Raw genomic sequence first — 25,287 nt, 5'->3', positions numbered from 1 at the left:
GAATCGCCGACCATTCGGTGATCGCGTTCATCTTGATCGTCTTCGCCTGCTCGTCGGTGAGCAGCGAAGCGTCGAACCTGTCCCACGGAATGTCCTTCTCCATGTCCCAGCGGACAGCTTCGAGCGACCTGAAAAGTTCCGGGTAGAGCATCGTCGTCACCGTCGTCGCCATGCAATCCGCACCGGCGCTCATGCCGACTGCGTCGACGCCGGCGCGGCGGCTTCCGCATCGGGCTCGCGATCGTCCCGATCGTCGTCCACCGAACGCGGCGCGAGCCGGCCGCGCAGCAGCGCATGGTAGAACTGCCGATACGAGCGATGGTAATAGCGGATGCGCGGCGCGATCGCGCCATGCAGGTCGTGCAACCGCTCGATCGGCAGGTTCGGCATCATGTGATGCTCGACGTGATAGTTGTTGCCGTTCGTGAACCACGTCATGAACGCGTTGCTCTCGATCGTCCGCGTGTTGCGGAACGGGTCGGTGCTCGTCAGGTCGCAGCGGTAGTGCTCGGGCATCTCGACCAGCGCGTGCACGGGCGCCGCGACGAACACGAGCGGGACGACCCACACCCAGACGACGAACCACGTGTGCAGCACGAACGACAGCGCCGCGAGCAGCGCGATCGCGGCCGCCATCAGCAGGTAGTCGCGGCGGATCGAGCGCGACACGAGCGCATTGTCGCCGAAGCGCGCACCCGGCACGACGAGCTTCACGACGTTCCTCGCGAACTGGATATAGTGCGCGGCCATCGACAGCCGCCACATCCACAGCCCGACATTGACGACGGGGCTCGCGCCGTACTGGTCGCCGTAGTCGAAGAACTCCTTGTTCTCCGGCGTGCCGAGCAGCCGGTGGTGGCGCAGGTGGCTGTCCTGGTATGCGTGGAACGACACGAGCATCGGCATGCCGAGCAGCACGCCGAACACCATGTTCAGGCGCTTGCTGCGGAATCCCTGGTAATGCAGCGCCTGGTGCTGCAGCTCGACGCCGTGCGCATACATCGCACCGATCAGCAGGATGCCGACCGCCTTCAGGATCACGAGCGCCGACAGCGCGAACATCATCCCGTGCGCGACGAGCGCAACGTATACAACCAGCTTCAGCGAGAAGACCACGCCGCTCGGGCGGCTCTTCATGTCTGTAACCGGTTTCGGCCGGGCGACAAGCGATGAGGTGACGGACAAGACGCTCTCCTTGGGCCGGGTTGCCCGGCACGATGACGCGGCGACGCTGGCGCGCTGCCGGGTTGCCATTCTTCTGTGAGTCGATGTTTCGGACAAACGAATTTTCCGAACGCATTGCATGACGCCCGCGCATGAGCGCACCACATCGTGAACTAGACGACCGGTCGAATGAGACCGACCAGTCACCTCGTGGATGCGTACCGCTCATGCATAGCCTGCATAGATTCCGTTTGTCGCCGCCGATCGATCCGGCAAGAATCCTCCTCACTCGACGAACGGCGCCGCCGGCACCGTGGCGCGAGCGGCCGTGTTCCTCAAGGGGAGAACCCTCGTGACGAAGTACGCATCCACCATTCATCGCCTGATCGAATCGCTCGAGGACGTCGCGGGCGCCATGCATCGCATGACGTTCGTCGACGATGCGGGCCGCGAAGCGGGCATCACGTACCGGCACTTCGCGCAAGAGGTGTTTCGCCAGGCCGGCGCGCTGCACGAGCTCGGCGTGCGCGAGAACGATCTGGTGATGCTCGCGCTGCCCGCGTCGGTCGAGCATGCGGCCGCGATGATGGCCTGCGTGATGACGGGCGCACTGCCCTGCACCGTGCCGGTTCCCGTGCGGCGGCCGACGGCCGCGCGGCAGGTGGCGGACGTCGCGTGCGAGCTGTACCGGCCGCGTCTCGTCATCGCCGCGGATGCACAGGCCGCGGCGTGGCGAGACGACGCGTTTCCGGCGGCCGCCACGCGCGTCGTCGATCTCGCGACGCTGTCGAGCGCCGCGAATGCCGGCGCGCACGCGCCAATCAGCGCGAAGAGCGGCCACGATCCGCACCATGTCCAGCTCACGTCGGGTTCGACGTCGCATCCGAAAGCCGCGGTGCTGAGCCACGAGAACGTGATCGAGAACGTGCTCGGAATCGGCGGGTCGGTGCGCTTCGATATCGCGGCCGGCGACGGCACCGCGTCGTGGCTGCCGCTCTATCACGACATGGGGCTGCTCACGCTGCTGTCCAATCTGCATTACCGTGCGCCGCTGCTGATGATGCAGCCGAACAGCTTCATCCGGAATCCGCTCGGCTGGCTGAAGCGCATCGCATCGGCACGCGCGACGACGACGTCCGTGCCGACCTTCGCGCTGCGCTACTGCGTGCGCCGCTTCAATGCCGCCGCGATGAACGGCGTCGATCTGTCCGCGTGCCGCAACATCTTCATCGGCGGCGAACGCGTGGACGACGCGACGCTGCGCGATTTCGCCGCGACATTCGCGCCGTACGGGCTGGCGGCGTCGGCGCTGCAGCCGTGCTACGGGATGGCCGAATCGACGCTCGCGGTATCGATGCATCGTGCATGGCACGAAGGCGCGGTCGAAGGCGCACCGTACGTGATCGCCGACACGCTCGACCGGCGCGCGCTGATCGAGCGCCGCGACGCGCAGCCGGCCGCCGCGAACGACGGGCGCGAGACGGAGACCGAAACGGTGCTCGCGATGGGCACGCCGATCGACGGGATGGCGTTCTGCATCCTCGACGACGGCGACCATGCGCTGGGCAACCGCGCGGTCGGCGAAGTCGCGATCCGCGGCACGTCGGTGATGCTCGGCTACCTGGATCCCGACGACGGCACGATCGCCGCGCCGCTGACGGCCGACGGCTGGTTCCGCACCGGCGACATCGGCTACGTCGCGGACGGCCAGCTGCATATCCTCGGCCGCAAGAAGGAAGTCATCATCATCCGCGGCAGCAACTATTTCCCGCACGAGATCGAGGAAGCGCTCGCGTCGCACAGCGCGCTGCGCAAGAGCACGTGCATCGCGTTCGGCCTGCCCGACCCCGAAACCGGCACCGAGCGGCTGGTCGTCGCGATCGAGGCACGGCCCGTCGACGCGACGCCGCAAACGCGCACCGAGTGCCAGCAGTTGCTCGCGTCGCGCATCGGCTTCGCCGCGCAGGATCTGTGCTTCGTCGAACCCGGCTCGCTGCCGCGCACGACGAGCGGCAAGCTGCAGCGCCTGAAATGCCGCGATCTCTATGCGAACGGCGCGTTGCCCGTGATCGCCGCATCGGCCGCCGTCGCCGAAGCCGGCCAGGGAGCGTTCGCATGACGCCCGCGTCGCTTTCGCCGGTGCTCGAACTACGCGACGTCACGCGCGTGTACGAGGGCGCGGGCCGCGTCGTCGCGGTGCGCCGCGCGACGATCTCGATCGCCCCGCGCGACGTCGTCGCGCTCGTCGGCCCGTCGGGCAGCGGCAAGAGCACGCTGCTGAACCTCGCAGGCTTTCTCGACGTGCCGAGCAGCGGCGAACGCTGGCTCGAAGGCCGCCGGATCGACGACGCGCCGGACACGCTTGAACGGATTCGCCGCGAACGCATCGGCTTCGTGTTCCAGCAATTCAACCTGATTCCGGTGATGTCGGCGCTCGAGAACGTCGAGCTCGGCTGCTTCGCGTGGGGCACGCCGCGCACGCGGCGCGAACGCGCGCGCGCGATGCTCGACGCGGTGGGGCTCGCCGCGCGCGAACGGCATCGCCCCGGCGAGCTGTCCGGCGGCGAGCAGCAGCGCGTCGCGCTGGCCCGCGCGCTCGCCAAGGAGCCGGCGATCGTGATCGCGGACGAGCCGACCGCGAGCCTCGACAGCGCCAACGCGCGGGCGGTCGCCGAGTTGATCCTCGACACCAACCGCACGCTGGGCACCGCTTTTCTGATTGCGTCGCACGACGATCGTCTGTGTGCGCACCTGCCGCGCCGCATCGAGATGCGCGACGGCGTACCGGGAGTGAATCGTGAACTGGTCGACGTTTGCGTGGCGTAACCTCTGGCGCAACAAGCGCCGCACCGTGCTGACGATGGCGATGATCGGCGTCGCCGCGTTCGCGTCGAGCCTCGCGCTCGGCTACGTGATCGCGACCTTCGACGCGGTGCGCGAAGGGTCGATCGACAGCGGCGTCGGCCATGTGCAGGTGCTGCACCACGGCTATCTCGACCTGATCGGCGAGCGGCCGCTGCAGTACGGGCTGACCGCCGACGAGCAGGCCGCCGCCACGCAGGCGATTGCAAAGCTGCGCGGCGTCGCGACGACCGCGCGCGGCATCGACTTCGACGGCCTCGTGTCGAACGGCGACCTCAGCTACGGCTTCGTCGGCGAAGGCATCGAGCCGAACCGCGAGCCGCCCGGCTTCTTCGACTATCACACGGTGCTGTCGGGCCGCTACCTGTCGCCGACGAATGCCGGCACCGAAGTCGTCGTCGGCGCGGAACTCGCGCGCAAGCTCGGCGTGCGCGTCGGCTCGGTCGTGCAGTTGATGGCGTCGACCGCGCACGGCGGCATCAACGCGACCGATGCGCAGATCGTCGGCGTGATGAGCACCGGCAACAAGGACGTCGACGAACGGATCGTCGACGTGACGTTCACGGCCGCGCAGGCGCTGCTGCGCACCGACCGCGCGTCGCGCATCGCGGTGTTCCTCGACGACACCGCCGGCACGCCGGCCGCCGCCGCGACGCTGCGCGCCGCGCTGCCGACGCTCGACGTGAAGACCTGGGACCAGCTCGTGTCGCTCTATCACCAGGTCGTCGCGCTGTACAAGAACCAGTTCTCGGTGTTCGGCGCGATCCTGTGCGTGACGATCCTGCTGTCGATGAGCAACTGGATCTTGATGAGCATCGTCGAGCGACGCCGCGAGATCTCGACGCTGCGCGCGCTCGGCGTGCCGGCCGCGACGGTGCGCGGCGTGCTGATCCAGGAAACCGCGCTGCTCGGCCTGCTCGGCGCGGCCGCCGGCATCGCGCTCGCGCTGCTGACGATGGTCGCGCTCAATCACGCGCAGATCCACCTGCCCGCGCCGCCCGGCCGCGTGAAGCCGATCCTGCTCGAATTCACGGTGTCGCCCGCCGCCGTGGCCGCCGTCGAAGCCGCGTTCGTCGTGCTCGGCGTGGCCGCGGCGCTGCTCGCGACGCTCGGTCTCGCGAAACGCAACATCCTCGAAGGACTCGCCCCATGAATCGCATTCGCCTGACGTTCGCCGCGCTCGTCGCGTGCGCGTCGCTCGCCGCGCAGGCGGCCGACACGCCGACGGCCCAGACCATGCTCGCCCGTGCCGACGCGTACCGCAGCACGGCCGCCGATACGCAGACCAACATCGAGATCACCAACGAGGTCGGCGGACAGTCCGGCGACGCAACGCGCTATCTCGTCTACACGCGCGGCAACGGCGACACGCTCGCGCTGACGCGCAGCGGCGAGAACAACGGCCAGAAGTACCTCGCGACGACGCGCGGGCACTGGTTCTACGTGCCGAACACGCGCAGCGCGGTGCGCATCAACGGGATGCAGCGGCTGCAGGGCGAAGTCGTGATCAGCGACATCACGCGCACGCACTGGGCGGACAGCTATCGCGCGACGGCCGCCCCCGGCACGACCACGATCGCCGGCAAGCCGGCCACCGAGCTCGACCTGAGCGCGACCGATCCCGACAACGTCTATCCGACGATCAAGCTGTGGGTCACGCCCGACACCGACGTGCCGGTGCGCGCGCAGTTCTTCCTGGCAAGCGGCCTGCTGTTTCGCAGCGCCGATTTCTCCGCGCCGGTCGACGCGAACGGCCGCAAGGTGATCCGCAAGATCACCTATCGCAACGAGGTCGAGAAGCAGCGCGCGAGCGTCGTCGACATCCTCGACGGTCAGCCGCGCAAGATTCCGTCGGGCTGGTTCAACCCCGACACGCTCGCCGATGGCCAGTGAGTACGACGCCGATGCCGATGCTCATCGTGACCGCCTCCGCTCATCACCCGATCGCGCCCGCCGCGGCTGGCCCGGTGTCGCGCTCGCGATCCCGCTCGCGCTCGGCTGCACGCTCGCGCATGGAGAATCGCTGATGGACCAGCTCGGCACGCTCAACGGCATCGGCTACGCGCGCTCCGTCGACAGCATGGACGGCCGCGCATTGCTCGGCCGCCTGATCGGCGACTCGCCGCGCAACCAGCAGGAAGCCGGGCTGCTCGCGCGCATCGACGGCGAGAACCTGTTCGCGAATGCGCGCGTCGTCGCGAGCAACCATTCGCTCGGCGCGCAGGCAAGCCGCTTCAACGAAGCCGGCGTGCGCTACGCGTTCGACAACGGCATCACGCTCACGGCCGGCAAGCGGATCGACGCGCTCGACACGTCGCAGGCGTTCTTTCCGCTCGGCTTCTTCCAGAAACGGGCCGCGACGGCCGACATCTACGATCGCTACGGCGACGTCGAAGGCACGCCGCTCGTCGAAGCGAAATGGGCGGGCGAGCAGACCACGCTGCAGTTCATCGCCGGCGAGAACCGCACGCTGCGCAACGACGTCGACAACCGCGACGTAGCAGGCGCGACGCAGCTCGTGCGCGGCGCCTACAACGGATCGGGCGGCTCGGCCGCGCTGCTCGCCGGCCGTCACGCGGGCCGCGGCGGCGCCGGCGCGACGCTGTCGTTCGACGTCGCGCGCTCGAACACCGTCTACGCGAGCGCGTGGGTCGAACGCGGCACGACGCGGCCGCTGCCGGCCTTCATCGCGAACGGTACGCCGCTCGATTCGGCGGCGGCCTACGACGCCGTCGATCGCCGCAACGATCGCCAGTACATGTGGCGCAGCGCGGTCGGCATGCAGAGCGCGCTGCCCGGCAACCTGTCGCTGATCGTCGAGTGGTCGCACGACGAAGCGCGTTACGACGCGAGCCAGTGGCGCCGAATGGTCGGCGCGGCGCAGGCGAACAACGCGCTGCTGCCCGTCGCGCCCGGCGCCGCGCTGGCCGGCCTCGGCGGCACGGCCAACTTCGTGAGCGTCGACGGCAACCTGCGCGACTACCTGTTCGCGCGGCTCGGCAAGAAGATCGGCCGCGTCGAGTATTCGCTGCGCGGCGTCTATTCGCCGCAGGACAAGGGCCTGCTGGCGATCGCGCAGGTCGTCGCCGACGTGAACAAACGCGTGAGTGTCGATGTCGCCGTGTCGCACGCGTTTTCCGACAGCAATTCCGAGTACCGGATGGTCGGTCTCGGCACCCGCATCGACGCCGCCGTGCGCGTGCGTTTCTGACTGGAACCCTGCCATGTCCACGCTTTCCGCCCCCACCCCGATCGCACCGCCGCTGCGCCTGCGCGTGGCCGACCAGGCCGCGTATCCGGTGCTGCGCCACCTCGACGCGATCGGCACGCCGCCGCACGCGGCGGCCCGACTCGTCGAAGCCGCCGCCGTGCGGCTGCTCGACAGCGAGATGGTGATCGCGCTGCGCACCGCCGCACCGGACGTGCTGCCGGATGCGTCCGCGTCGACACCGCTGCGGCACGACGAGGCGCCGCTCACCGAAGCGCTGCTCGAACAGATCGGCCGCGAAGGATTTCATCACCTGTTCAAGCCGTTCATGCGCGCGTTCATCCGCATCATGTTCGGGCTGTTCTTCTCCGACGACCAGAACCGCCGCGCATGCGAGTGCATCGACGCCGGCCATCACTTCGCGTTCCTGATGAGCGACGGCGGCGGCCCGACGCTCGCCGCCTGGCGCACGGTCGTGCGCAGCGACGACAACGGGCTCGCGCTGACCGTCGACAAGGTGTGGGGCATCGAGGCGCACCGCGACTGCATGGCCGTCGTCGCGGCACGCCTGCCGGGCGTGATGTTCCCGGCCGCCTATCTCGTGTGGCCCGACGAGTATCGAAAACTGAAACGCACGACCTGCGGCGCGCCGTTCCTCGCGGGCAACCTGCAGCTTGCGAACGTCGGCGGCCAGGTGCGCGTCGCCGCCGAGGATCGCCTGCGCATCGGCGGCCCGACCGTGTTCAACAAATACCTGACCGTCGTGCGGCCGTATTTCGTGCGCGCGCTGATGGCGCACGTCGGCTGGCTCGAACGAACCGGCCGCATCGAGCTCGACGCAGACGCGCGCGCCGTGCACCGCTTCATCGCGGACGCCGCGCGCAGCCAGACCGACGACGCGCACTACAGCTTCGGCAAGGTGCAGCGCGTGCTCGCGATCAAGCTGCTGTCGAACGAGTTCCTGACCGCGCTCGTGCGCGACGGCAAGGTGCAGCTGTTCGACGACCAGCGCGACCTGCTGGCGTTTTCGAAGATGGAAGGCAGTTCGTACCGTTGTTATCACGAGCTTCGCAAGAGCCTGCGCTGCGAAGCCGGCAGTTGACCCACGCGACAGGCCGATCGATCCCGATCAAAACCACTCAACTCCAGGAGCTCCTCTCATGACGACCCAGAACGTTCCGGCCGACGCGCTCGACATCCTGTCCCGCGAAGTCGCGAAGATCCTCAACGTCGAAACCGTCGACACGGACGCCGGCATCGGCGAACTCGGCATCGATTCGCTGAACATCGTCGAGCTGATCGTGTTCTGCGAACAGCTTTACGGTTCGATCGATCCGGAAGCGCTGAACATCACGCAGTACACGACGCTGCAGCAGCTCGACGCGCAACTGCGCAGCCAGCAGCACGCGGCCTGACACGGCGATGCTCGCGCCCCTCGCCCCCATGGCGGCCGCCGCCGTCCAGCCGGCCCCGGCCACTGCGCTGACCGTGCAGGCGCTCGCGTACCGGCGCGTCGCGCCGTCGCGCGACGGCGTGGCCGCGCCGCTCGACGACACGGCCCGCGCGATCGGCAAGCTCGCGTGCGCCGAACGCGAGCGGCTGTGCGGCGCGGTCGGCGCGGACGACTACGTGGTCAGCTCGACGATCCTGTCGATGCTGCTGATGAACGATTCGCCGCAGCATCGCGTGTTCGCGCAGGCGCTGGCCGGCGCGAACGACTACACGCCCGACTGGATGACCTGCTCGTACGAATGCGCGGGCTGGGGCTACGTGCTGCGCCGCACGCTCGCGACCGCGGCCGAGACGGGGCCGCGCACGCTGCTGCTGCAGATCGTCGACGTCGACGTGCACGGCTATACGTACTGGCACGGCAATCCCGCGTGGGGGCGCTCGGGCTTCGGCATCTGCACGCTGCTCGTCGACGTCGGCCGCGAACCGGCGGCGTCGGTGATCGCCGACGCCGCGCCGCCGGCCAGCGCGGTCGTGCGGCTCGGCCGCGACATCCGCACGTTCTGCGCGGCGCGCGCCGGGCTGCACGCGGCGCTGCCGTTCTTCCCGGCCACGTCGCGTCGCGCGCTGCTCGCGTCGGTCGGCAAGACGCCGCTGCTGCCGGACGGCCACGGCGTGTTCGGGCATGCGTTCGGCAGCGACCCGTGGCTGTCGGTGCTGCTCGCGCACCGCGACGGCGACACGCCGCGCCGCGCGGCCGTCTGCTCGCTCGCGCTGAACGGCTATTACGCGATCGCGGACGTCGCGTTCGCGCCGGACGCGACGTTCTCTCTCGACGGCGAGGCATGACATGGTGCGTCCCGTTCATTTCACCTACCGGATCGAGCGCGACGCGCGGCAGCCGGTCGCGGTCGCGGCCAGCGCGTACCGGATGCCGCTCGACACGCCGGCCGACTATGCGCGCGCCGCGCTCGCGGAAGCGGCCGGCGACGCGTACGACGCGGGCAATGCGTACGACGCGGCCGGTGGCGAGCGCCGCGTGCTGCTCGACCACGTGCAGTATTTCGGATTCCTCGCGGAAATCACCGTGCGGATCCGCGACGCCGTGCATCCGGACGCCCGCGTATTCATCGAAGTGTGCGCGCCGTATTTCGGCGCGCTGCCGGCCGAACTGCTCGCGCCCCACGTGCTGCTCGGCGTGCACCTGTACGACGAAGCGTTGCGCGACGCCGCGCGCGGCGCACCGGTCGTCTGGATCGGCGACCGCATTCTGCGCGATGCGGAATTCGCCGGCGACAACCGCGTGTGCTGCGCGATCTGGCCCGCGCGGCTCGCCGACGCGTTCGACGCGCAACTGCGCGGCGCGTGGCCGTCGTTCGCGATCCGGCTCGAACCGCATCCGGGCGCGTCGCGCGCCGCCGCCCCGCTCACCGATTCCGCCCATCATTCCGGCGCCGCCGCGCGGCCGGGGAGACCCTGACATGAATGACACGCTTACCGTGATGCAGGACACGGCCGATATCCGCTGGTCGATGCCCGTCGACGCGCTGATGTCGAACGACTACGCGCTGCGCGAAGAGGCGCTGAACCGGCTGTACGAGAAGGCGAAGGCCGCGCAGTGGGACGTCGCGACCGACGTCGACTGGCGCCACGACCTCGATCCGGCCAACCCGCTCGGCATGCCCGACCCGACGCTCCTGATCTACGGCACCGAGCTGTGGGGCAAGCTCGCCGACGCCGACAAGCGCGAGGTGCGCCATCACGCGCAGGGCTGGCTGCTGTCGCAGATCCTGCACGGCGAGCAGGCCGCGCTGATCTGCGCGTCGAAGCTCGCGTCGGCCGAGAGCGGCCTGAGCGCGCGGCTGTGCGCGGCCGCGCAGATGATGGACGAAGCACGCCACGTCGAGGCGTACGCGAAGCTCGTCAACGAGAAGCTCGACGTCAGCTACCCGATGAGCCGCTCGCTGAAGGGGCTGCTGCACGACACGATCACGAGCAGCGCGCTCGACATGACGAACCTCGGGATGCAGGTGCTCGTCGAAGGCATCGCGCTGTCGATCTTCCAGAGCGTCGTCGCGTACAGCACCGACCCGTTCATCAAGGACTTGTTCCTGCGGATCCAGCGCGACGAAGCGCGCCACTTCGCGGTCGGCCGGATCACGCTGTGCCGCGTGTACGCGGAAATGAGTTCGCACGAACTGCGCGAACGCGAGGAGTTCATCTGCGAAGGCGCGGCCGTGCTGTACGAACACCTGTGCGCGGACGACATCTGGGAACCGATGGGGCTGTCCAAGCGCGAATGCAGCGCGATGGTGCGCGAATCGCCGGTGTCGAGCTCGATCCGCCGCTCGATCTTCCGGCGCCTCGTGCCGACGATCCGCGAAATGGGCCTGCTCACGCCGACCGTGCAGGCGACCTTCGAAAAGCTCGACGTCCTCGACTACGCGGCGATGCCGCTCAACTGACATGACGATGCCCTCTTCCCACGCATCCCGCGACGCCGGCTTCTGGATCGGCATCGACGCGGTGGCCTACGAGCTGCCGGGCCCGCCCGTCGACATCGAGGCCTGGGCCGCCGAGCGCGACTATCCGGCCCAGCGGGCGGCCGCGATCGCGCAGTCGGGCAGCCGCTATTTCCACATGGCGCTCGACACGAGCGAGACCGATCTCGCGATCGCGGCGGTCGGCCGGCTGCTCGACACCGCGCGCGTGCATCCGTCCGACGTCGGCGCGATCGTGCACGTGCATACGCAGCAATTCAGCGTGCCGCCGGCGCCGCGCAGCCTGCCGCACGAAGTGGCCGCGCAGTTCGGCATCGAGCCGCTGTGGCTCGGCTCCGTCGCGCAACTGAACTGCGTGTCGGTCGCGGCCGGCATCGAAACCGTGCGCGCGCTGATGCGCCGCCATCCGCGGCTCGACGCGGCGCTCGTCGTGTCGTCCGACCGCGTGTACGGCGAGGACTACCGGATGCGGCAGATGACGGGCGTGCAGTGCGACGGCGCGGCCGCGATGCTGATCGCGCGCAACAGCACGAAGAACCGGCTCGGCGGCATCGCGATCGAAACGCACGCGAAATGGCATCGCGGGTCGGACACGGTCGCCGCGAACGAGGCCGACCTGATCATGATGGAGTGGCCGTACACGCGCCGTGCGATCGACGCGGCCGTCGCGCTCGAGCCGCATGCGCTCGACGCGTACGACCTCGTGCTGCCGCACAACGCCGACCTGCCCGGCTGGAACGCGCTATGCCGCGCGATGCGCGTGCCGGCCGAGCGGCTCTATGCGGACAACATCCATGCGCGCGGCCACGCGTGCTGTTCGGATTTCCCGATCAACCTGGCCGACGTCGGGCTCGATGCGCTCGCGCACGGCAAGCGCGTGCTCGGCGTGATGCAGTCGAACTGCGGCGCGTATGCGGCCGCCACACTTCATCCGGTGGGCCGCCATGACGCCTGAACGCCCGCTTCCGCCCGCCGCCGATCACGCGTGGATCGCCGACCTGCGTACGCCGTGCTACGTGTACGAGCCGGAGGTCGCGATCGCGCGCTACCGGTCGCTGAAGGCGCGGCTCGGCACGCGGCTGATCGTGTCGCTGAAGGCGAACCCGAACCAGGACATGCTCGCGCGCTGCGCGCATGCGTACGAGGACGGCGTCGAACTCGCGAGCCGCGGCGAACTCGATGCGGTAATCGGCCGGATCAGGACGCCGCGCTACCTGAACAATCCGTCGATGGACGAGATGTTCATGCGTGCGGGGCTCGCGTCGCGCTGCCATTTCGTGCTCGACAACCCGGACGCGGTCGCGCGTTTCGTGCCGCTCGCGCGCGAAGCGGCGGCCGGCGGCAGCACGCCGGGCGCCGTGCTGCTGCGCGTGAACGCCGGCGCGCTGGCCGGCGTTCATGCGCGGGCGCAGTGGCACGACCACTTCGGGATGACGCCGAACGAGGCGCACGACGCGGTGCGCACGCTCGCGGCCGCCGGCTTGCCCGTGGCCGGGCTGCACGTGTTCTCCGGCCCGCATTCGTTCATCCGCCAGGACCCGGCGCAGCCCGACACGCTCGTGCTGCCCGAACTGCTCGCGGCGCTCGCCCGCGATCTCGCGCCGGCCAACGGCGCGCCGCTCGGCTCGTTGAGCCTCGGCGGCGGCTTCGCCGACGATCATCCGGGCGATGCCGCGTTCGAGCGCTATGCCGCCGCGCTCGCGCCGCTGGCCGGCCAGTATTCGCTCGCCCATGAATCCGGCCGCGCGATCTTCGCCGATGCGGGCGTGTTCGCGACGCGCGTCGTCGCGGTGAAGGCGTGGCAGGACCGCACGATCGCCGTCTGCGACGGCGGGCTGTCCCATGCGTTCCTGCTCGCGCAGACCGAATCGGTGATGCGCCGCCTGGCCGCGCCGTCGCTCGTGCGCCGCGCGCCCGCGCCGCCGTCGCGCGGTGTGCCGACGCTCTACGTCGGCAGCACCTGCAGCCGCGCGGACGTGATCGGCCGCGACGACACGGGCGCGCCGCCGCAAGTCGGCGACATCGCGGTGTTCGCACGCTGCGGCGCGTATCACCGCACGTACTCGATGGCGCATTTCCTGTCCCACGAAGCCGCGCACGTGTACGTGCGGCCTGCCTGAACCAGAGGAGCCGATCATGAACGCATTGATCAGCATCGCCGACCTGCTCGAACATGGCGCCGCGCGCTGGCCGCATCGTCCGGCGTATGCCGACGGCGGCGGCACGCTGACGTACGACCAGCTCGCCCGCGCGGTCCGGCGCGCCGCCGCCGTACTCGCGGCGCGCGGCGTGCAGCCGGGCGAGCGCGTCGCGATCTATGCGCCGAAGCGCATCGAAACCGTGGTCGCGATGCTCGCGGCCAACGCGCTGGGCGCGATCTTCGTGCCGGTCAACCCGCAGTTGAAGGAAGCGCAGATCGAACACATCGTCGCCGACAGCGGCGCCGCGCTGTTCGTGACCGGCGCGCAGCGGCTCAAGCGCCTGCCGGCGCTCGCCGCGCTCGTCGGCACGCGCACGCTGCTGATCGAGGAACTGGCCGATGCGATCGATTCACCCGGCACCGACACGCCGGCGTCGGCAGCCGCCCCCGCCGGCCGCCCGGTCGACGACGATCCGGCCGCGCTGCTCTACACGTCCGGCTCGACCGGCAAGCCGAAAGGCGTCGTCGTATCGCACCGCAACCTGGTGTCGGGCGCGTTCAGCGTCGCCGCATACCAGCAGCTCGCCGACGACGACGTCGTGCTCGGCGTGCTGCCGCTCAGCTTCGATGCGGGCCTGAGCCAGCTGACGACCGCGCTGGCGTCCGGCGCGTGCTACACGCCGCTCGACTTCCTGCAGCCGGCCGAAGTGCCGCGCCATTGCGACGCGTTCGGCGTCACGTCGATCACCGGCGTGCCGCCGCTGTGGATGCAGCTCGCATCGGCGGGCTGGAGCGACGCCGCGCGCACGCGGATCCGCCGCTTCGCGAACACCGGCGGCCATCTCGCGACGCCGCTGCTGCACCGTCTGCAGGCGCTGTTCACGCACGCGTCGCCGTACCTGATGTACGGGCTGACCGAAGCATTCCGCTCGACCTACCTGCCGCCCGCGGATGCGGCGCTGCGCCCGACGTCGATCGGCAAGGCCGTGCCGAACGCGGAAATCCTCGTGCTGCGCGCGGACGGCAGCGAATGCGCGGCCGACGAGCCCGGCGAACTCGTGCATCGCGGCGCATTCGTCACGCTCGGCTACTGGAACCGGCCCGAGCTGACCGCGCAGCGCTTTCGCCCGCTGCCGCGCCGGCACGGCGAAATCCCGCGCCCGGACGTCGCCGTATGGTCCGGCGACATCGTGCGGCGCGACGCGGACGGCTACCTGTACTTCGTCGCGCGCGGCGACGACATGATCAAGACGTCCGGCTATCGCGTGAGCCCCACCGAGGTCGAGGACGTGCTGTTCGCGCTGCCGCACATCCGCGAGGCCGCGGTATTCAGCGTTCCGCATCCGGCGCTCGGCGAGGCGATCGCCGCGTGCGTCGTGTCGACGCTCGACGCCGACGCGTGCCGCATCGACATCGCCCGCGCGTGCCGCGACGCGTTGCCCACCTACATGAACCCGCTCGTCGTCGAGCCGCTGCCGGCGTTGCCGCGCAACCCGAACGGCAAGATCGACCGACCGGCGCTGAAAGCGCAGTATCGCGACGCGTTCGCGCGCCCGAACCTCGAGGAGACCGCCGCATGACCCCGTCGACGCTCGATGAACCCTGTGTCGGCGCGCCGCGCGTCGCCGCGCCCGGCATGCTCGCGTTGTCCGGCGGCGTCGTGGTGCTGCCGCCCGCCGTCGTGTTCAGCGCGATCCAGGCACAGGAGCGCCATCCCGGCTACCGGCACCTGCTGCTGCCGCAGGCGCGCTTCGCGCGGCCGCGCGGCATGGGCGCACTGACGCCCGACGAAGGCACGCGCCTCGCGCCGGGCGGCCGGCCCGCGCTGCGCGTCGCGCCGCCGGGGCGCAGCCTCGCCGATCTCGCCGCCGATGCGGCGCTCGACCTGCGCGACCAGCTCGGCTCCGGCGCGCTCGCGCGCACGACGCATCTGATCGTCGCCAGTTGCGCGCTCAACGAAGGCATCGGCGACTCGGTCGTCGGCCGCATGCAGTACGAACTCGGGCTCCAGCGCGTGACGCCGTTCGCGCTCGGCCAGAACGGCACGCTCGGCTGGTATTCGGCGCTGATGCTGCTCGACGGGCTACTGCTCGACGAAGGCGACCAGGCGCTCGTGATCCTCAGCGACAAGTGGCTCTACCCGTTCTTCCGCCAGTTCGGCGATCTGGTCGGTTACGGCGACGCGGCCGCCGCGCTGCTCGTGTCGCGCGCGGGGCCGGCGCCGGAACCGGCCGCGTGGGGTGGCGTGCGCGCCGTCGCGATGGAGTTCGGGCCATCGGTCGCCGATCCGTGGGCCGATGCGCCGGCCGCGCTGCGCGACACGCTCGCGCCGGTCGCCGCCCGCGCGATCCGCCGCGCGCTCGACCAGGCCAACCTGCGCGCGAACCAGATCGACTGGTGCGTGCCGCCCGGCTTCGATCCCGGCTTCGCGGCGCGCGTGGCCGACGCCGCGTCGATCCCGGTCGGCGCGCGCATCCAGCACGACGGGGCCGGCCATCTGTCGTCGGCCGAATCGGCCGCCGCGCTGATCCGGCTCGCGGGCGCGCTCGATGAAGGCGAACGCCGCACGGTGCTCGTATGGGACGCGGCGCTGCATGGCGCGGCGGCGGCGGCCGTCGTCGATCTGGCCGGCGGCCTCGACGCCGCGCTCGATATCGAAGGAGACGCATGATGAGCGCATACAAAGTCAGCCTGCGCGAGTTGCGCTTCTTTCTGTGGGAACTGTTCGAGGCCGATCGGCACTTTCTCGAACACGGGCCGTACAGCGCGCACGATCGTGCGTCCGTCGACGCGCTGCTCGAACGCGCGCGCGACTTCGCGCTCGACCTCGGGCGCAGCTACCAGCAGGCGGACGTCGAGGGCTGCACGCTGCTCGACGACGGCCAGGTACGGATTCCTTCGCATTTCCACGCGCTGTGGGCGCGGTTTCGCGACGAGTGGTCGAACACGCTGTTCGGCACCGCGCACGGGCTGCCGCCGATCGTCACGCAGATGATCTACGAGATGTTCATGGGCGCGAATCCGTCGTTCATGACGTACGGCGGCTTCACGCGCCCCGCGGTCAAGCTGCTGCAGATGCACGGCACGCCGCATCAGAAGGCGCTGATCGCGCCGCTCGAAGCGTACCGCTGGGACGCGTGCTTCTGCGCGACCGAACCGCAGGCCGGCACCGACCTCACCGCGGTCGCGCTGCGCGCGACGCCGCTCGAACGCGATATCTACGCGATCGACGGCGAGAAGGTCTACATCTCGGCCGGCATGCACGAGCTGACGGAAAACACGCTGTATTTCGTGCTCGGGCGCATCGATACCGCATCGCCGGATTCATTCTCGCTGTCGTGCCTCGTCGTGCCGCGCTTCTGGCCGGACGAAGAGACCGGCGAGCTGCGGCCGAACCATGTCGACTGCATCGGCCTGCCGCGCAAGATGGGGCTCAAGGGCTGCGCGAACACGCATCTCGTGTTCGGCGCGAACGGCACGACGAAAGGCTGGCTGCTCGGCGGCCGGCGCAACGTCGGCCTGCTGCAGTTGATGCCGCTGATGAACCAGGCGCGGATGAGCACCGGGATGTTCGGCGTCGGCGTCGCGTCGAGCGCGTACCTGCACGCGGTCGAGTATGCGGGCCGCCGGCTGCAGGGGCGGCCGATCGAGCGCGCGTCGAACACGAACGCCGCGCGCGTCGCGATCGTCGAGCATGCGGACGTGCAGCGCATGCTGGTCGACATGAAAAGCCGCGTCGACGGTTGCCGCGGCCTGCTCGGCAAGCTCGCCGCGACCGCGACGCGCGCGGCGATGCTCGAAGCGACGCCCGACGCCGACCCGGCCGAAATCGAGCGCCATCGCAAGCTGCAACTGCTGCTGACGCCGATCTGCAAGGCGTTCATCTCCGACCAGGCATGGCGCATCTGCGAGACCGCGATCCAGGTGCATGGCGGGCTCGGCTATACCGACGCGAGCCCCGTCGAGCAGAATGCGCGCGACGTGAAGATCCTGTCGATCTGGGAAGGCACGAACTACATCCAGGCGCAGGACCTCGTGCGCGACAAGCTCGGCTTCGGCCGCCATTCGCGGCTGATCCAGTACTACCGCGACGAACTCGACGCATTCCTCGCCCAGCAGCATCACGCCGGCACGCAAGCGGAGCTGCGGCCGCTGTTCGACGCGCTGCGCGCGGGCGCCGACCGGATCGCCGCCGCGCTCGACGACATCGCGCGCGACGTGCAGGACGGCCACACGCATCGCAGCAGCCAGTTCTACACGCGCTTTCTGGAGATGTTCGGCGTGGTCACGTCGGCGTGGGTGCTGCTCGAATCGGCGACGATCGCCGCGCGCCGGCTCGATGCGCCGGAAACGGCCGACATGCCGGCCGAGCTCGCGTTCTATCGCGGCAAGCTGAAAAGCGCGCGCTACTACTTCGCGAACGTGCTGCCCGTCGTCGACCAGCACGCGGCCGTGATCGCCGCGATGGCGCACGCGGCGATCAGCGTCAGCAGCGACGAACTCGCCGCGGCGGAATGACATGGACACGACATTCGATTCCGGCATCCCCGCCGCCCCGACCGCCGATGCGCCGCGCAACGTGCTCGGCCGCCCGACGACGCGCCATCGCGGCACCGACATCGACGGCGCGACGCTCGACCCCGAAGCGCTGCGCGTGCGCGATCTCGACCTGAACGCGCTGATCGGCGCGACGACGTTCGAAGGCGCGCTCGCGCATCTGTGGTTCGACGTCGCGCCCGGCCGCGCCGACCATCGCGCGCACGAGGCCGCGATCGCCGCGCGGCTCGCGGCGTTCGCCGACGCGCTGGCGCCCGGCTCGGTCGCCCAGTCGGTTTCAGCCGACCTCGGTGCGGCGGGCGTCGCGCCGGTGTTCGCGGCCGCGTCCGGCCTGCTGCGCGGCCTCGACGACGTGCTCGAACGCATGCGCGGCCCGGCGCCGGACGACGCCGATCTCGACACGATGCTGCTGTGCGCGGCCGCCGCGCCGTTCCTGCTGCACGCGGCGATCGAGGGCCGGCCGTTCGCCGCCGGCCCGCGCGCCGGCGGCGGCACGGCGCTCGATGCCGCGCGGACGCAAGCGCAACGCATGCTCGCGCTGACCGGCGCGACGCGCCACGACGCGCCGGCGCAAGCCGCGATGGACATGCTGCTCGTCGCGTGGCACGCCGGCTTCGGCTACATCACGCCGACCGTGCTCGCGCCGCGCGTCGCGATCGGCACCGGCGTCACGCTGACGCAGGCGATCGCGTCCGGCTTCCTCGCGAGCGGGCCGTCGCACGTCGGCGCCGCGCTCGAAGCGATGCAGTGGCTCGCGGCGCTCGCGCGATCGGTGCCCGGCGGCGCCGGCGCACCGTCGGCGGCGCTCGACGCAGCCGGGCGCGCGGCGATCGACGCGGCGCTCGACGCGAAACGCACGCTGTACGGCTTCGGCCATCCGCTGTTCGTCGCCGATCCGCGTCCGCCGCACATGCGCGGCCGGTTCGCGGCCTGCGGCTTCGGCGGCGGCTACGTGACGCTGTTCGACGCGTGCTGCGCGCAGGCCGACGCGCGCCGCGCGCTGCGGCCGAACATCGATTTCCTGACCGCCGCGACGCTGCTCGAACTCGGCGTCGCCGCGCCGTCGTGGGGCGTCGGCGTCGGGCTCGGCGCGCGCATCGCGGCGATGGCCGCGCATGCGGTGGAACGGCGCCGCCGCCCGGCGTTCGGCGTCAACAGCGCGACCGCGCGACGGCTGCTGGCCGCCGTGCCGGTCGGCTGGCTGTGAACCCTCACCCTTTCGCACAAGGAACGTCATGCTGCTCAAGAACCTGCGCCCGGCGAACGACTACGATCGCTTCGCCACCGAAACGCTCGAACCGTGGGACCTGCTGTTCATCAGCCGCATCCGCCAGCTCGCGCGCGGGATGACGCCCGGCACGATCGCCGACATCGGCACGGCCACCGGCGTCGTGCCGGTGCGGCTCGCGACCGATCCGGCGATGCGCGGCTGGCGCTACGTCGGCATCGACCTCGATCCGGCAATGCTCGACGAAGGCCGCCCGCGCATTCGCGAACTCGGGCTCGACGACACGATCGAGATGCGCGTCGGCGACGCGCTCGCGCTGCCGTTCGACGCCGGCACGCTGACGATGGCGGTCGGCCGCGCGACGCTGCACCATCTGCCCGACAAGGCGTTGAGCCTCACCGAGATGTACCGCGTGCTGGAGCCGGGCGGCATCGCGCTCGTGCACGACATGCGCCGCGACGCGCCGCAGCACCTGCTCGACCGCTTCACCGAGATGCGCGCGGCCGCCGACTATCCGCCGACCCACGTCGAGGAAAAGATCACGCTCGACGAGGCGCATGCGCTGGTGGCCGAAGCCGGTCTGACGCAGGTTGCGTCGATCTACAGCCCGAGCGCGGGGCTCGGCGCGCTCGGCTTCGAAATCCTGCTGAAGAAACCGGCGCTGGCCTGAGCGATGACCGATCTCGCCTTCCTCGCCGCACATGCCGCCGTGCGGCTCGGCGCCGACGACGTGCACTGCGCGCCGGTCGCGCCCGGCGCGACGCTGCCGCTGTGCGTGAGCCCGCGCAGCGCCGAACTCGCGACGTCGCCGGAGACGTTCGTCGCGTGGTACCGCTCGCGGCTCGACACGATCGACACGCTGCTCGATGCGTGCGGCGCGCTGCTGTGGCGCGGCTTCGCGGTACCCGACACCGCCGCGTTCGGCCGCCTCGGCGCGCTCTACCCCGCACACGCGAACGGCTACACGGCCGGCGCCGCGCCGCGCCGGCAGATCGACGGCCAGGTCTACGAGTCGACCCGCATGCCGCCGCCGTTCAAGATCGGGCTGCACCAGGAGATGGCCTACATGCCCGCATTCCCGCGCCTCGTCGCGTTCTACTGCCGGCAGCCGGCCGACGCCGGCGGCGAAACGCCGATCTGCGACATGCGCCGCGTGACCGCGCGCGTGCCGGCCGCGCTGCGCACGCGGTTCGCGGAACGCGGCGTGATGTACCTGCGCAATTTCGCGGCGCCGGGCGACCGCGCGGACGGCCTCGCCGCCAATCCGAACCTGCCGTTCGCCGCGTACCACCGTCCGTGGGACGACGCATTCGGCACGACGGCGCGCGACGAAGTGGAACGGCTGTGCGCGGAACGCGGCGTCGGCTGCCGCTGGCTCGACGACGGCAGCGTGACCGTGTCGCACGTCGGCAGCGCGCTGCGCACGCATCCGCGCACCGGCGAGACGGTGTGGTTCAACCAGGCGAGCGCGCAGCACCCGAACCCGCGCTCGATGGGCGCGCTCAGCTATCGCTACCTGCAGCGCATGTACGGCACGCGCGCCGCGTTTCCGTACGAGATTCGCTACGGCGACGGCTCGCCGATGCCGTTCGACGATCTGGTGGCGATCTACGACGCGCTCGACGAAGAGGAACGGGCGTTCCCGTGGCAGGCCGGCGACGTGCTCGTCGTCGACAACATGCTGGTCGCGCACGGCCGCAACCCATACCGCGGCGTGCGCGACACGCAGGTCATGCTGTTCGACTGAGGATGCCGACGATGAGCGTTTCGTTTCTTGCGTCCGTGCGCGCGATGTTCGGCCCGCCCGCCGCGTTCGACCGGCCGCGGCGCGCGGGCACGCCGCCGCTGCCCGACGCGCATGCGCCGGGCGCGGCGCTCGGCGCGCGCGCGATCGACGTCGCGGCCGGCGATTTCCGCTTCTCCGCGCGCCACGTGCGGTTCCGGCTCGGCGCGATCACCGCGATCGTCGGGCCGAACGGCTCCGGCAAGACCACGCTGCTCGAAACGCTGCTCGGCTTCCGGCGCGGCGGCAGCGACGTGCGCGTGCTCGACGTGCCGGCCGAACGCTTCATGCGCGATTCGCGCTCGCTGCAGCGGATCGGCGCGCAATTGCAGAAGGTCGAGTATCCCGATCACCTGCGCGTGTCGGAGATCGTCGCGCTGCACCGCGCGATGTACGCGCACACCGATGCGGCGATCGCCGACGCGCTCGGCATCGCCGAACTGCTCGACAAGCCGTGCCGCGCGCTGTCGAAGGGGCAGCGCCAGCGCGTGGACCTCTACGTCGCGCTCGCGCATCGGCCCGAGCTGGCCGTGCTCGACGAACCGTTCACGGGCCTCGACCGCCGCTACGCGGGCGTCGTGATCGACCTGCTGCGCCACCGCGCAAGCGGCACGAGCATCGCGATGATCTGCCATTCCGAGGAAGAACTGAGCGTGGTCGACGATCTCGTGTGGGTGCGCGACGGCGGCGTGCGCTATCAGGGCGACCAGGACACGCTGCGCGCCGAGCTCGTCGGCGATGCGCGCGCGGTCCTGCATTGCCGCGACGAAGCCGATGCGCGCGCGCTGCGCAAGCGGCTCGCGGCACTGCCCGGCGTGACCGGCGTGCGCGTGTCGGCCGCGCACGTGGTCGAGGCGTTCGGCGATGCGACGCTGCATCCGAACGTGCACCGGATCGTCGGCGAACGGGGCATCCAGCATCTCGCGCTCGCGCCGAGCACGCCGGGCGACCTGCTGCGCCTGTGCACCGAGGGCCCGAGCCATGACTAAGGTGTTCCTGATCCTCGTGCGCAACGAGCTGCTCGGCTATCTGCGCAGCCGCTCGTCGCTGTTCTGGACGCTCGTGTTCCCCGTGTTCCTGCTGAGCGTGATGCTGTTCGCGTTCGGCGGCTCCGGTTCGCTCGGCACGGCCGACATCGCGTTCGAGTTGCCCGGCGGCGCGACGCCGTACAACCAGGCGTGCCAGGCGCAGATCGTCGCCAGCCTGTCGCACAGCGACACGGTGAAGGCAACCTTCGGCGGCCACGGCGCGCCGGCCGAGCGCGTGACCGTCGTGCTCGGCGCCGACGAGCGCGCGCCGGCGACGATCCGCTACGACTTCAACGGCTCGCTCGCGGTCAAGGCGGCATCGAGAGTCGTCGAGATCGCGCTCGCGCGCTGCGCCGCGCAGCGGCTTGGGCTGCCGGCCGCGCAGGCGCGCTTCGAGAACGCGGCGCCCACGCGCCGCCCGTTCGACTACGGCGCGTTCTTCGCGACCGGCATCCTGGTGATGGCGTTCATGGCGATCGGCCTGAACTCGACGACCACCGCGATCGCCGCGCTGCGCGAGCGCAATACGTTCAAGCTGTACGTGTGCTTCCCGGTGTCGCGCGGCGTGTTCCTCGCCGCGCTGATCGTCGCGCGGATGGCGATGATGGCGCTGTCGGCGCTCGTGCTGCTGACGGTCGCGCGCGTCGCGTTCGGCATCGCGCTGCCGATCGCGACGCCGGACGGGCTGCGCGCGTTGCCGATCGTGCTGCTCGGCGCGGCGATGGTGCTGAGCATCGGCGTGCTGCTCGCCAGCCGCACACGCTCGCTCGCGGCCGCCGAGCTCGCGTGCAACGTCACCTACTACCCGCTGCTGTTCTTCAGCGACCTGACGATCCCGATGCACGACGCGCCCGCGTGGCTGAAGGCCGGGCTCGCGTTCCTGCCGACCAACCAGTTCGCGGTCGCGCTGCGCGGCGCGCTGGTCGACGGCGCGCCGTACGCGCAGCTCGCGCCGCAACTGCTCGGCATGACCGCGTGCACCGCGCTGTTCCTGTTCGCCGCCGCGCGGCTGTTCCGGTGGCACGACGCGTGACGCGTCGCCCCGCTGTTTCGACGAAGGAGAGACACAGATGAAATCGACCCATCCCATAACCGGCTACCTGCTGCACGCGAGCAACTTCCTGCCGGCGATCGTGTTCCTGTTCTACGGCCGGCTCGGCCCCGAACAGCCGGACCTGCGCTGGACCCACGCGTTCCTGATCGGCGGCGTGCTCGCGCTCGTGCACGGCGCGTGGCTGATGCGCCGCGCGGAGCGCAACAGCATCGCGCTCGGCGTCGACCTGTTCCTCGTGATCGGCGCGGTGCTCGCGCTGGTCTCGCCGACAGGTAGCCGTCTGTGGGGCGAGGAACTCGGGCCGGCCGCGATGCTCGTCTGCGTGCTGGTGGTCGGCATCGTGCATACCGCGTGGTCGGACGGCGGGTTCGTCGACGGCACGCTCGTCGATCGCGCGCGGGCGCGTTCGCTGTCGCTCGTGCTGCTCGCCGTCACCGTCGTCGCGCTCGCGGTGTCGATCGCGATGCGCCACAGCCCGCTGTGGGGCGGCGTCGTGCCGCTGATCGCGCTGGTCGTCGTACGCGGCCGGCTGCGCAAGCAGCTCACGCGGGCAAGCTGACGATGAACGCGCTGCCCGCACACGCGGCACACGCCGCGCCGCGGCACGCGCTCGCCGCGGCGCTCGGCGACGGCTGGCTCGAAGGCGCCGCATGCGAGCCGTATGCGACCGACGTCATGCATCACGGCGGCGTGCCGCTCGGCGTCGCGCGGCCGGCATCGACCGTCGACGTGCGCGCGCTCGTTCGCGCCGCCGTCGCGCACCGGATCGCGCTCGTCGCCCAAGGTGCGCGCACGGGCCTCGTCGGCGCGGCCGTGCCCGATCGCAGCGGCACGCAATGCGTGGTGTCGTTCGAGCGGATGCGCGCCGTTCGCGCGTTCGATCCGGCCAACCGCAGCATCACGGTCGAGGCCGGCGTGCGGCTGTCCGACATCAATCGCGTCGCGGGCGACGCCGGGCTCTGCGTGCCGATCGATCTCGGCAGCGATCCGGCGGCCGGCGGCCTCGTCGGCGCGAACGCGGGCGGCAGCCGCCTGATCAAGTACGGCGACGTGCGCCGTCACGTGCTCGGCGTCGAAGTCGTGCTGGCGGATGAAGCCGGCACCGTGATCGACGCGCTCGCGCCGCTGCGCAAGCGCAACGCGGGCTTCGACGTCGCGCAATGCTTCATCGGCGCGAATGGCGCGAACGGGCTCGTCACCGCCGTGTCGTTCGCGCTCGCGCCGCTCGAACGGTCGTCGTGCGCGGTGTTCGTCGCGTTCGCGTCGTACGACGCGGCGCTCGCCGGCCTGCTCGCGTTCGAACGCGCATTCGGCGAGATGCTGTCGGCGTTCGAATTCATGTCGGCGGCGGCGGTCGGTTGCGTCGCCGCCGCGTTTCCCGCATTGCGCGCGCCGTTCGAGGCCGGCACGGCTGCCTGCTACGCGCTCGTCGAGATCGCGACCGGCATGCCGGGCCTCGATGCGCTGCTGGAGGAGCGCGCCGTCGCGACGCTCGACGCGCTCGCAAGCGATCGCGCGGTGCTGGACGCGGCGTGCGCGCCGGCGGAACGGTTCTGGCGGATTCGCGACGCGCTGCCGGCCGCGGTCGCGCAGGACGGCGTGCCGCTGTCGTTCGACGTGTCGTTTCCGCGCGGCGCGCTGGCCGGATTCGTCGCCGACGCCGAGCGGTGGCTCGCCGCCGCGCATCCGTCGCTGCGCTGTCATGCATTCGGCCATTTCGGCGACGGCGGCTGCCATCTCGTCGTGTCGATCCCGCATGCGGACGCGCATCGCTACGGGCCGCTGCAGCAGGTGGCGCTGCGCGGCGCGCTGTACGACCGCGTCATGCAGGCAGGCGGCTGCTTCAGCGCCGAGCATGGCGTCGGGCCGGTCAATATCGCGTACTACCGCAAGCACGTGCCGGCCGCGCAACGGCAACTCGCCGGCGCCGTCCAGCACGCGATCGACCCGCTCGGCCTGGTCGGGCGGGTCCGTTACTGATGCACCGCTTCGACACCCCACGGAGAATTCGCATGATGTCGCCATGCCCGCCCTGCCCAACCGTCGCCGCCGAGCCGGACGACGATCCGTCGTCCGCGGGCATTCCCGCGCTGCCCGACTCGGGTGCGGTGGTCAACGTACGTGGCGTCGCGTATGTCATTGAATTGCCGCCGCGTGACCATGCGCGGCCGGCGCTGTGGCGCGAGCTTGCGCACTGGCGCAACGATCGGTCGGGCGATGACGCATCGGACGGCGATGCCGAGCGCGATGCACCACCGGGTTAGGTGAGCGTTCGCGTCGCTCCGTGCGGTCGTGACGAGCGGCCGCACGCGG

24 protein-coding genes and 1 pseudogene are annotated in these 25,287 nt (G+C 70.7%); 23 read left to right on the top strand and 2 right to left on the bottom strand.

The features are described 5' to 3' along the window. Together C5F75_RS28780 and C5F75_RS28775 are read right to left on the bottom strand one after the other, a co-directional pair. Positions 1 to 160: pseudogene (locus tag C5F75_RS28780) on the bottom strand (ferritin-like domain-containing protein); the annotation flags it as partial. A gap of 29 nt (positions 161 to 189) precedes the next feature. Then, positions 190 to 1,137 carry a fatty acid desaturase family protein gene (locus tag C5F75_RS28775; protein WP_060009028.1) on the bottom strand — a complete coding sequence of 316 codons (948 nt, stop codon included), beginning with the start codon at positions 1,135 to 1,137 and terminating at the stop codon, positions 190 to 192. Positions 1,138 to 1,516: 379 nt separating this feature from the next. On the opposite strand from C5F75_RS28775, the gene C5F75_RS28765 reads away from it, so the two are divergent. Genes C5F75_RS28765 through C5F75_RS28655 form a run of 23 tightly spaced genes read left to right on the top strand, consistent with a single transcriptional unit; the run spans position 1,517 to position 25,238 of the window. Next, a complete protein-coding gene (locus C5F75_RS28765) occupies positions 1,517 to 3,283 on the top strand; it encodes a fatty acyl-AMP ligase (protein ID WP_258048609.1) in 1,767 nt (588 codons plus the stop codon). Further along, entirely contained in the window at positions 3,280 to 3,990 is a 711-nt protein-coding gene (locus C5F75_RS28760) for an ABC transporter ATP-binding protein (RefSeq protein ID WP_104013112.1), read from the top strand. The genes C5F75_RS28765 and C5F75_RS28760 overlap by 4 nt, the downstream gene beginning before the upstream one ends. Continuing rightward, a complete protein-coding gene (locus C5F75_RS28755) occupies positions 3,962 to 5,179 on the top strand; it encodes an ABC transporter permease (protein ID WP_060009037.1) in 1,218 nt (405 codons plus the stop codon). Before C5F75_RS28760 ends, C5F75_RS28755 begins: the two co-directional genes overlap by 29 nt. Next, complete coding sequence (locus C5F75_RS28750; RefSeq protein ID WP_104013111.1) at positions 5,176 to 5,919, top strand: outer membrane lipoprotein-sorting protein; 744 nt, start codon at positions 5,176 to 5,178, stop codon at positions 5,917 to 5,919. The genes C5F75_RS28755 and C5F75_RS28750 overlap by 4 nt, the downstream gene beginning before the upstream one ends. Further along, positions 5,909 to 7,237 (top strand): hypothetical protein, encoded by a 1,329-nt coding sequence (locus tag C5F75_RS28745; protein WP_104013110.1) that lies wholly within the window; start codon positions 5,909 to 5,911, stop codon positions 7,235 to 7,237. The genes C5F75_RS28750 and C5F75_RS28745 overlap by 11 nt, the downstream gene beginning before the upstream one ends. Before the next feature lie 13 nt (positions 7,238 to 7,250). Continuing rightward, positions 7,251 to 8,336 (top strand): hypothetical protein, encoded by a 1,086-nt coding sequence (locus C5F75_RS28740; protein ID WP_059579142.1) that lies wholly within the window; start codon positions 7,251 to 7,253, stop codon positions 8,334 to 8,336. Positions 8,337 to 8,394: 58 nt separating this feature from the next. Next, positions 8,395 to 8,649, top strand: a complete 255-nt coding sequence (locus C5F75_RS28735; protein ID WP_006481176.1) for an acyl carrier protein — start codon at positions 8,395 to 8,397, stop codon at positions 8,647 to 8,649. A 7-nt stretch (positions 8,650 to 8,656) separates the two neighbouring features. Beyond that, positions 8,657 to 9,532 carry a hypothetical protein gene (locus C5F75_RS28730; RefSeq protein ID WP_104013109.1) on the top strand — a complete coding sequence of 292 codons (876 nt, stop codon included), beginning with the start codon at positions 8,657 to 8,659 and terminating at the stop codon, positions 9,530 to 9,532. A gap of 1 nt (position 9,533) precedes the next feature. Further along, positions 9,534 to 10,163, top strand: a complete 630-nt coding sequence (locus C5F75_RS28725; RefSeq protein ID WP_104013108.1) for a hypothetical protein — start codon at positions 9,534 to 9,536, stop codon at positions 10,161 to 10,163. 1 nt (position 10,164) lies between these two features. Beyond that, entirely contained in the window at positions 10,165 to 11,148 is a 984-nt protein-coding gene (locus tag C5F75_RS28720) for a ferritin-like domain-containing protein (RefSeq protein ID WP_059579151.1), read from the top strand. 1 nt (position 11,149) lies between these two features. Beyond that, positions 11,150 to 12,139, top strand: coding sequence for a beta-ketoacyl-[acyl-carrier-protein] synthase family protein (locus tag C5F75_RS28715; protein WP_059579154.1), 990 nt, complete (start codon positions 11,150 to 11,152; stop codon positions 12,137 to 12,139). Next, positions 12,129 to 13,304 carry a PLP-dependent decarboxylase gene (locus C5F75_RS28710; protein WP_099318231.1) on the top strand — a complete coding sequence of 392 codons (1,176 nt, stop codon included), beginning with the start codon at positions 12,129 to 12,131 and terminating at the stop codon, positions 13,302 to 13,304. The genes C5F75_RS28715 and C5F75_RS28710 overlap by 11 nt, the downstream gene beginning before the upstream one ends. A gap of 16 nt (positions 13,305 to 13,320) precedes the next feature. Further along, the gene (locus C5F75_RS28705; RefSeq protein ID WP_099318232.1) at positions 13,321 to 14,904 is read left to right on the top strand and encodes an acyl-CoA ligase (AMP-forming), exosortase A system-associated; all 1,584 of its coding nucleotides are present in this window, start codon (positions 13,321 to 13,323) and stop codon (positions 14,902 to 14,904) included. Beyond that, the gene (locus C5F75_RS28700; RefSeq protein WP_059579162.1) at positions 14,901 to 15,995 is read left to right on the top strand and encodes a hypothetical protein; all 1,095 of its coding nucleotides are present in this window, start codon (positions 14,901 to 14,903) and stop codon (positions 15,993 to 15,995) included. The genes C5F75_RS28705 and C5F75_RS28700 overlap by 4 nt, the downstream gene beginning before the upstream one ends. Then, complete coding sequence (locus C5F75_RS28695) at positions 15,995 to 17,842, top strand: acyl-CoA dehydrogenase (protein WP_059579165.1); 1,848 nt, start codon at positions 15,995 to 15,997, stop codon at positions 17,840 to 17,842. Before C5F75_RS28700 ends, C5F75_RS28695 begins: the two co-directional genes overlap by 1 nt. A gap of 1 nt (position 17,843) precedes the next feature. Then, positions 17,844 to 19,088 carry a citrate/2-methylcitrate synthase gene (locus C5F75_RS28690; protein WP_104013107.1) on the top strand — a complete coding sequence of 415 codons (1,245 nt, stop codon included), beginning with the start codon at positions 17,844 to 17,846 and terminating at the stop codon, positions 19,086 to 19,088. A 28-nt stretch (positions 19,089 to 19,116) separates the two neighbouring features. Beyond that, positions 19,117 to 19,779 (top strand): class I SAM-dependent methyltransferase, encoded by a 663-nt coding sequence (locus C5F75_RS28685; protein ID WP_059579171.1) that lies wholly within the window; start codon positions 19,117 to 19,119, stop codon positions 19,777 to 19,779. Between the two features lie 3 nt (positions 19,780 to 19,782). Further along, on the top strand, positions 19,783 to 20,856 hold the full coding sequence (locus C5F75_RS28680) for a TauD/TfdA family dioxygenase (protein WP_059579174.1): 1,074 nt from the start codon (positions 19,783 to 19,785) through the stop codon (positions 20,854 to 20,856). 11 nt (positions 20,857 to 20,867) lie between these two features. Then, positions 20,868 to 21,881 (top strand): ATP-binding cassette domain-containing protein, encoded by a 1,014-nt coding sequence (locus C5F75_RS28675; protein ID WP_059579610.1) that lies wholly within the window; start codon positions 20,868 to 20,870, stop codon positions 21,879 to 21,881. Next, positions 21,874 to 22,953, top strand: a complete 1,080-nt coding sequence (locus C5F75_RS28670; RefSeq protein ID WP_060009074.1) for an ABC transporter permease — start codon at positions 21,874 to 21,876, stop codon at positions 22,951 to 22,953. Before C5F75_RS28675 ends, C5F75_RS28670 begins: the two co-directional genes overlap by 8 nt. Positions 22,954 to 22,990: 37 nt before the next feature. Beyond that, positions 22,991 to 23,533 carry a permease gene (locus tag C5F75_RS28665; protein ID WP_104013106.1) on the top strand — a complete coding sequence of 181 codons (543 nt, stop codon included), beginning with the start codon at positions 22,991 to 22,993 and terminating at the stop codon, positions 23,531 to 23,533. A 2-nt stretch (positions 23,534 to 23,535) separates the two neighbouring features. Continuing rightward, the gene (locus tag C5F75_RS28660) at positions 23,536 to 24,954 is read left to right on the top strand and encodes an FAD-binding oxidoreductase (protein WP_104013105.1); all 1,419 of its coding nucleotides are present in this window, start codon (positions 23,536 to 23,538) and stop codon (positions 24,952 to 24,954) included. Positions 24,955 to 24,986: 32 nt separating this feature from the next. Next, entirely contained in the window at positions 24,987 to 25,238 is a 252-nt protein-coding gene (locus C5F75_RS28655) for a hypothetical protein (RefSeq protein ID WP_059579186.1), read from the top strand. Positions 25,239 to 25,287: the final 49 nt, after the last annotated feature.

It is taken from the genome of Burkholderia anthinoferrum (assembly GCF_002925705.1).
Lineage (GTDB): Bacteria > Pseudomonadota > Gammaproteobacteria > Burkholderiales > Burkholderiaceae > Burkholderia > Burkholderia semiarida.
Note: the sequence above shows the minus strand (reverse complement) of the source record. Positions and strands in the feature narration are given on the sequence as shown.

What these genes read in the sequence shown, in the direction of transcription:
- C5F75_RS28715 (WP_059579154.1), top strand. Translation starts at nt 11,150, where the DNA reads ATGACGATGCCCTCTTCCCACGCATCCCGCGACGCCGGCTTCTGGATC.
- C5F75_RS28735 (WP_006481176.1), top strand. Translation starts at nt 8,395, where the DNA reads ATGACGACCCAGAACGTTCCGGCCGACGCGCTCGACATCCTGTCCCGC.
- C5F75_RS28655 (WP_059579186.1), top strand. Translation starts at nt 24,987, where the DNA reads ATGATGTCGCCATGCCCGCCCTGCCCAACCGTCGCCGCCGAGCCGGAC.
- C5F75_RS28700 (WP_059579162.1), top strand. Translation starts at nt 14,901, where the DNA reads ATGACCCCGTCGACGCTCGATGAACCCTGTGTCGGCGCGCCGCGCGTC.
- C5F75_RS28775 (WP_060009028.1), bottom strand. Translation starts at nt 1,137, where the DNA reads ATGAAGAGCCGCCCGAGCGGCGTGGTCTTCTCGCTGAAGCTGGTTGTA.
- C5F75_RS28725 (WP_104013108.1), top strand. Translation starts at nt 9,534, where the DNA reads ATGGTGCGTCCCGTTCATTTCACCTACCGGATCGAGCGCGACGCGCGG.
- C5F75_RS28760 (WP_104013112.1), top strand. Translation starts at nt 3,280, where the DNA reads ATGACGCCCGCGTCGCTTTCGCCGGTGCTCGAACTACGCGACGTCACG.
- C5F75_RS28750 (WP_104013111.1), top strand. Translation starts at nt 5,176, where the DNA reads ATGAATCGCATTCGCCTGACGTTCGCCGCGCTCGTCGCGTGCGCGTCG.
- C5F75_RS28705 (WP_099318232.1), top strand. Translation starts at nt 13,321, where the DNA reads ATGAACGCATTGATCAGCATCGCCGACCTGCTCGAACATGGCGCCGCG.
- C5F75_RS28720 (WP_059579151.1), top strand. Translation starts at nt 10,165, where the DNA reads ATGAATGACACGCTTACCGTGATGCAGGACACGGCCGATATCCGCTGG.
- C5F75_RS28665 (WP_104013106.1), top strand. Translation starts at nt 22,991, where the DNA reads ATGAAATCGACCCATCCCATAACCGGCTACCTGCTGCACGCGAGCAAC.
- C5F75_RS28670 (WP_060009074.1), top strand. Translation starts at nt 21,874, where the DNA reads ATGACTAAGGTGTTCCTGATCCTCGTGCGCAACGAGCTGCTCGGCTAT.
- C5F75_RS28685 (WP_059579171.1), top strand. Translation starts at nt 19,117, where the DNA reads ATGCTGCTCAAGAACCTGCGCCCGGCGAACGACTACGATCGCTTCGCC.
- C5F75_RS28745 (WP_104013110.1), top strand. Translation starts at nt 5,909, where the DNA reads ATGGCCAGTGAGTACGACGCCGATGCCGATGCTCATCGTGACCGCCTC.
- C5F75_RS28740 (WP_059579142.1), top strand. Translation starts at nt 7,251, where the DNA reads ATGTCCACGCTTTCCGCCCCCACCCCGATCGCACCGCCGCTGCGCCTG.
- C5F75_RS28660 (WP_104013105.1), top strand. Translation starts at nt 23,536, where the DNA reads ATGAACGCGCTGCCCGCACACGCGGCACACGCCGCGCCGCGGCACGCG.
- C5F75_RS28675 (WP_059579610.1), top strand. Translation starts at nt 20,868, where the DNA reads ATGAGCGTTTCGTTTCTTGCGTCCGTGCGCGCGATGTTCGGCCCGCCC.
- C5F75_RS28680 (WP_059579174.1), top strand. Translation starts at nt 19,783, where the DNA reads ATGACCGATCTCGCCTTCCTCGCCGCACATGCCGCCGTGCGGCTCGGC.
- C5F75_RS28710 (WP_099318231.1), top strand. Translation starts at nt 12,129, where the DNA reads ATGACGCCTGAACGCCCGCTTCCGCCCGCCGCCGATCACGCGTGGATC.
- C5F75_RS28690 (WP_104013107.1), top strand. Translation starts at nt 17,844, where the DNA reads ATGGACACGACATTCGATTCCGGCATCCCCGCCGCCCCGACCGCCGAT.
- C5F75_RS28695 (WP_059579165.1), top strand. Translation starts at nt 15,995, where the DNA reads ATGAGCGCATACAAAGTCAGCCTGCGCGAGTTGCGCTTCTTTCTGTGG.
- C5F75_RS28730 (WP_104013109.1), top strand. Translation starts at nt 8,657, where the DNA reads ATGCTCGCGCCCCTCGCCCCCATGGCGGCCGCCGCCGTCCAGCCGGCC.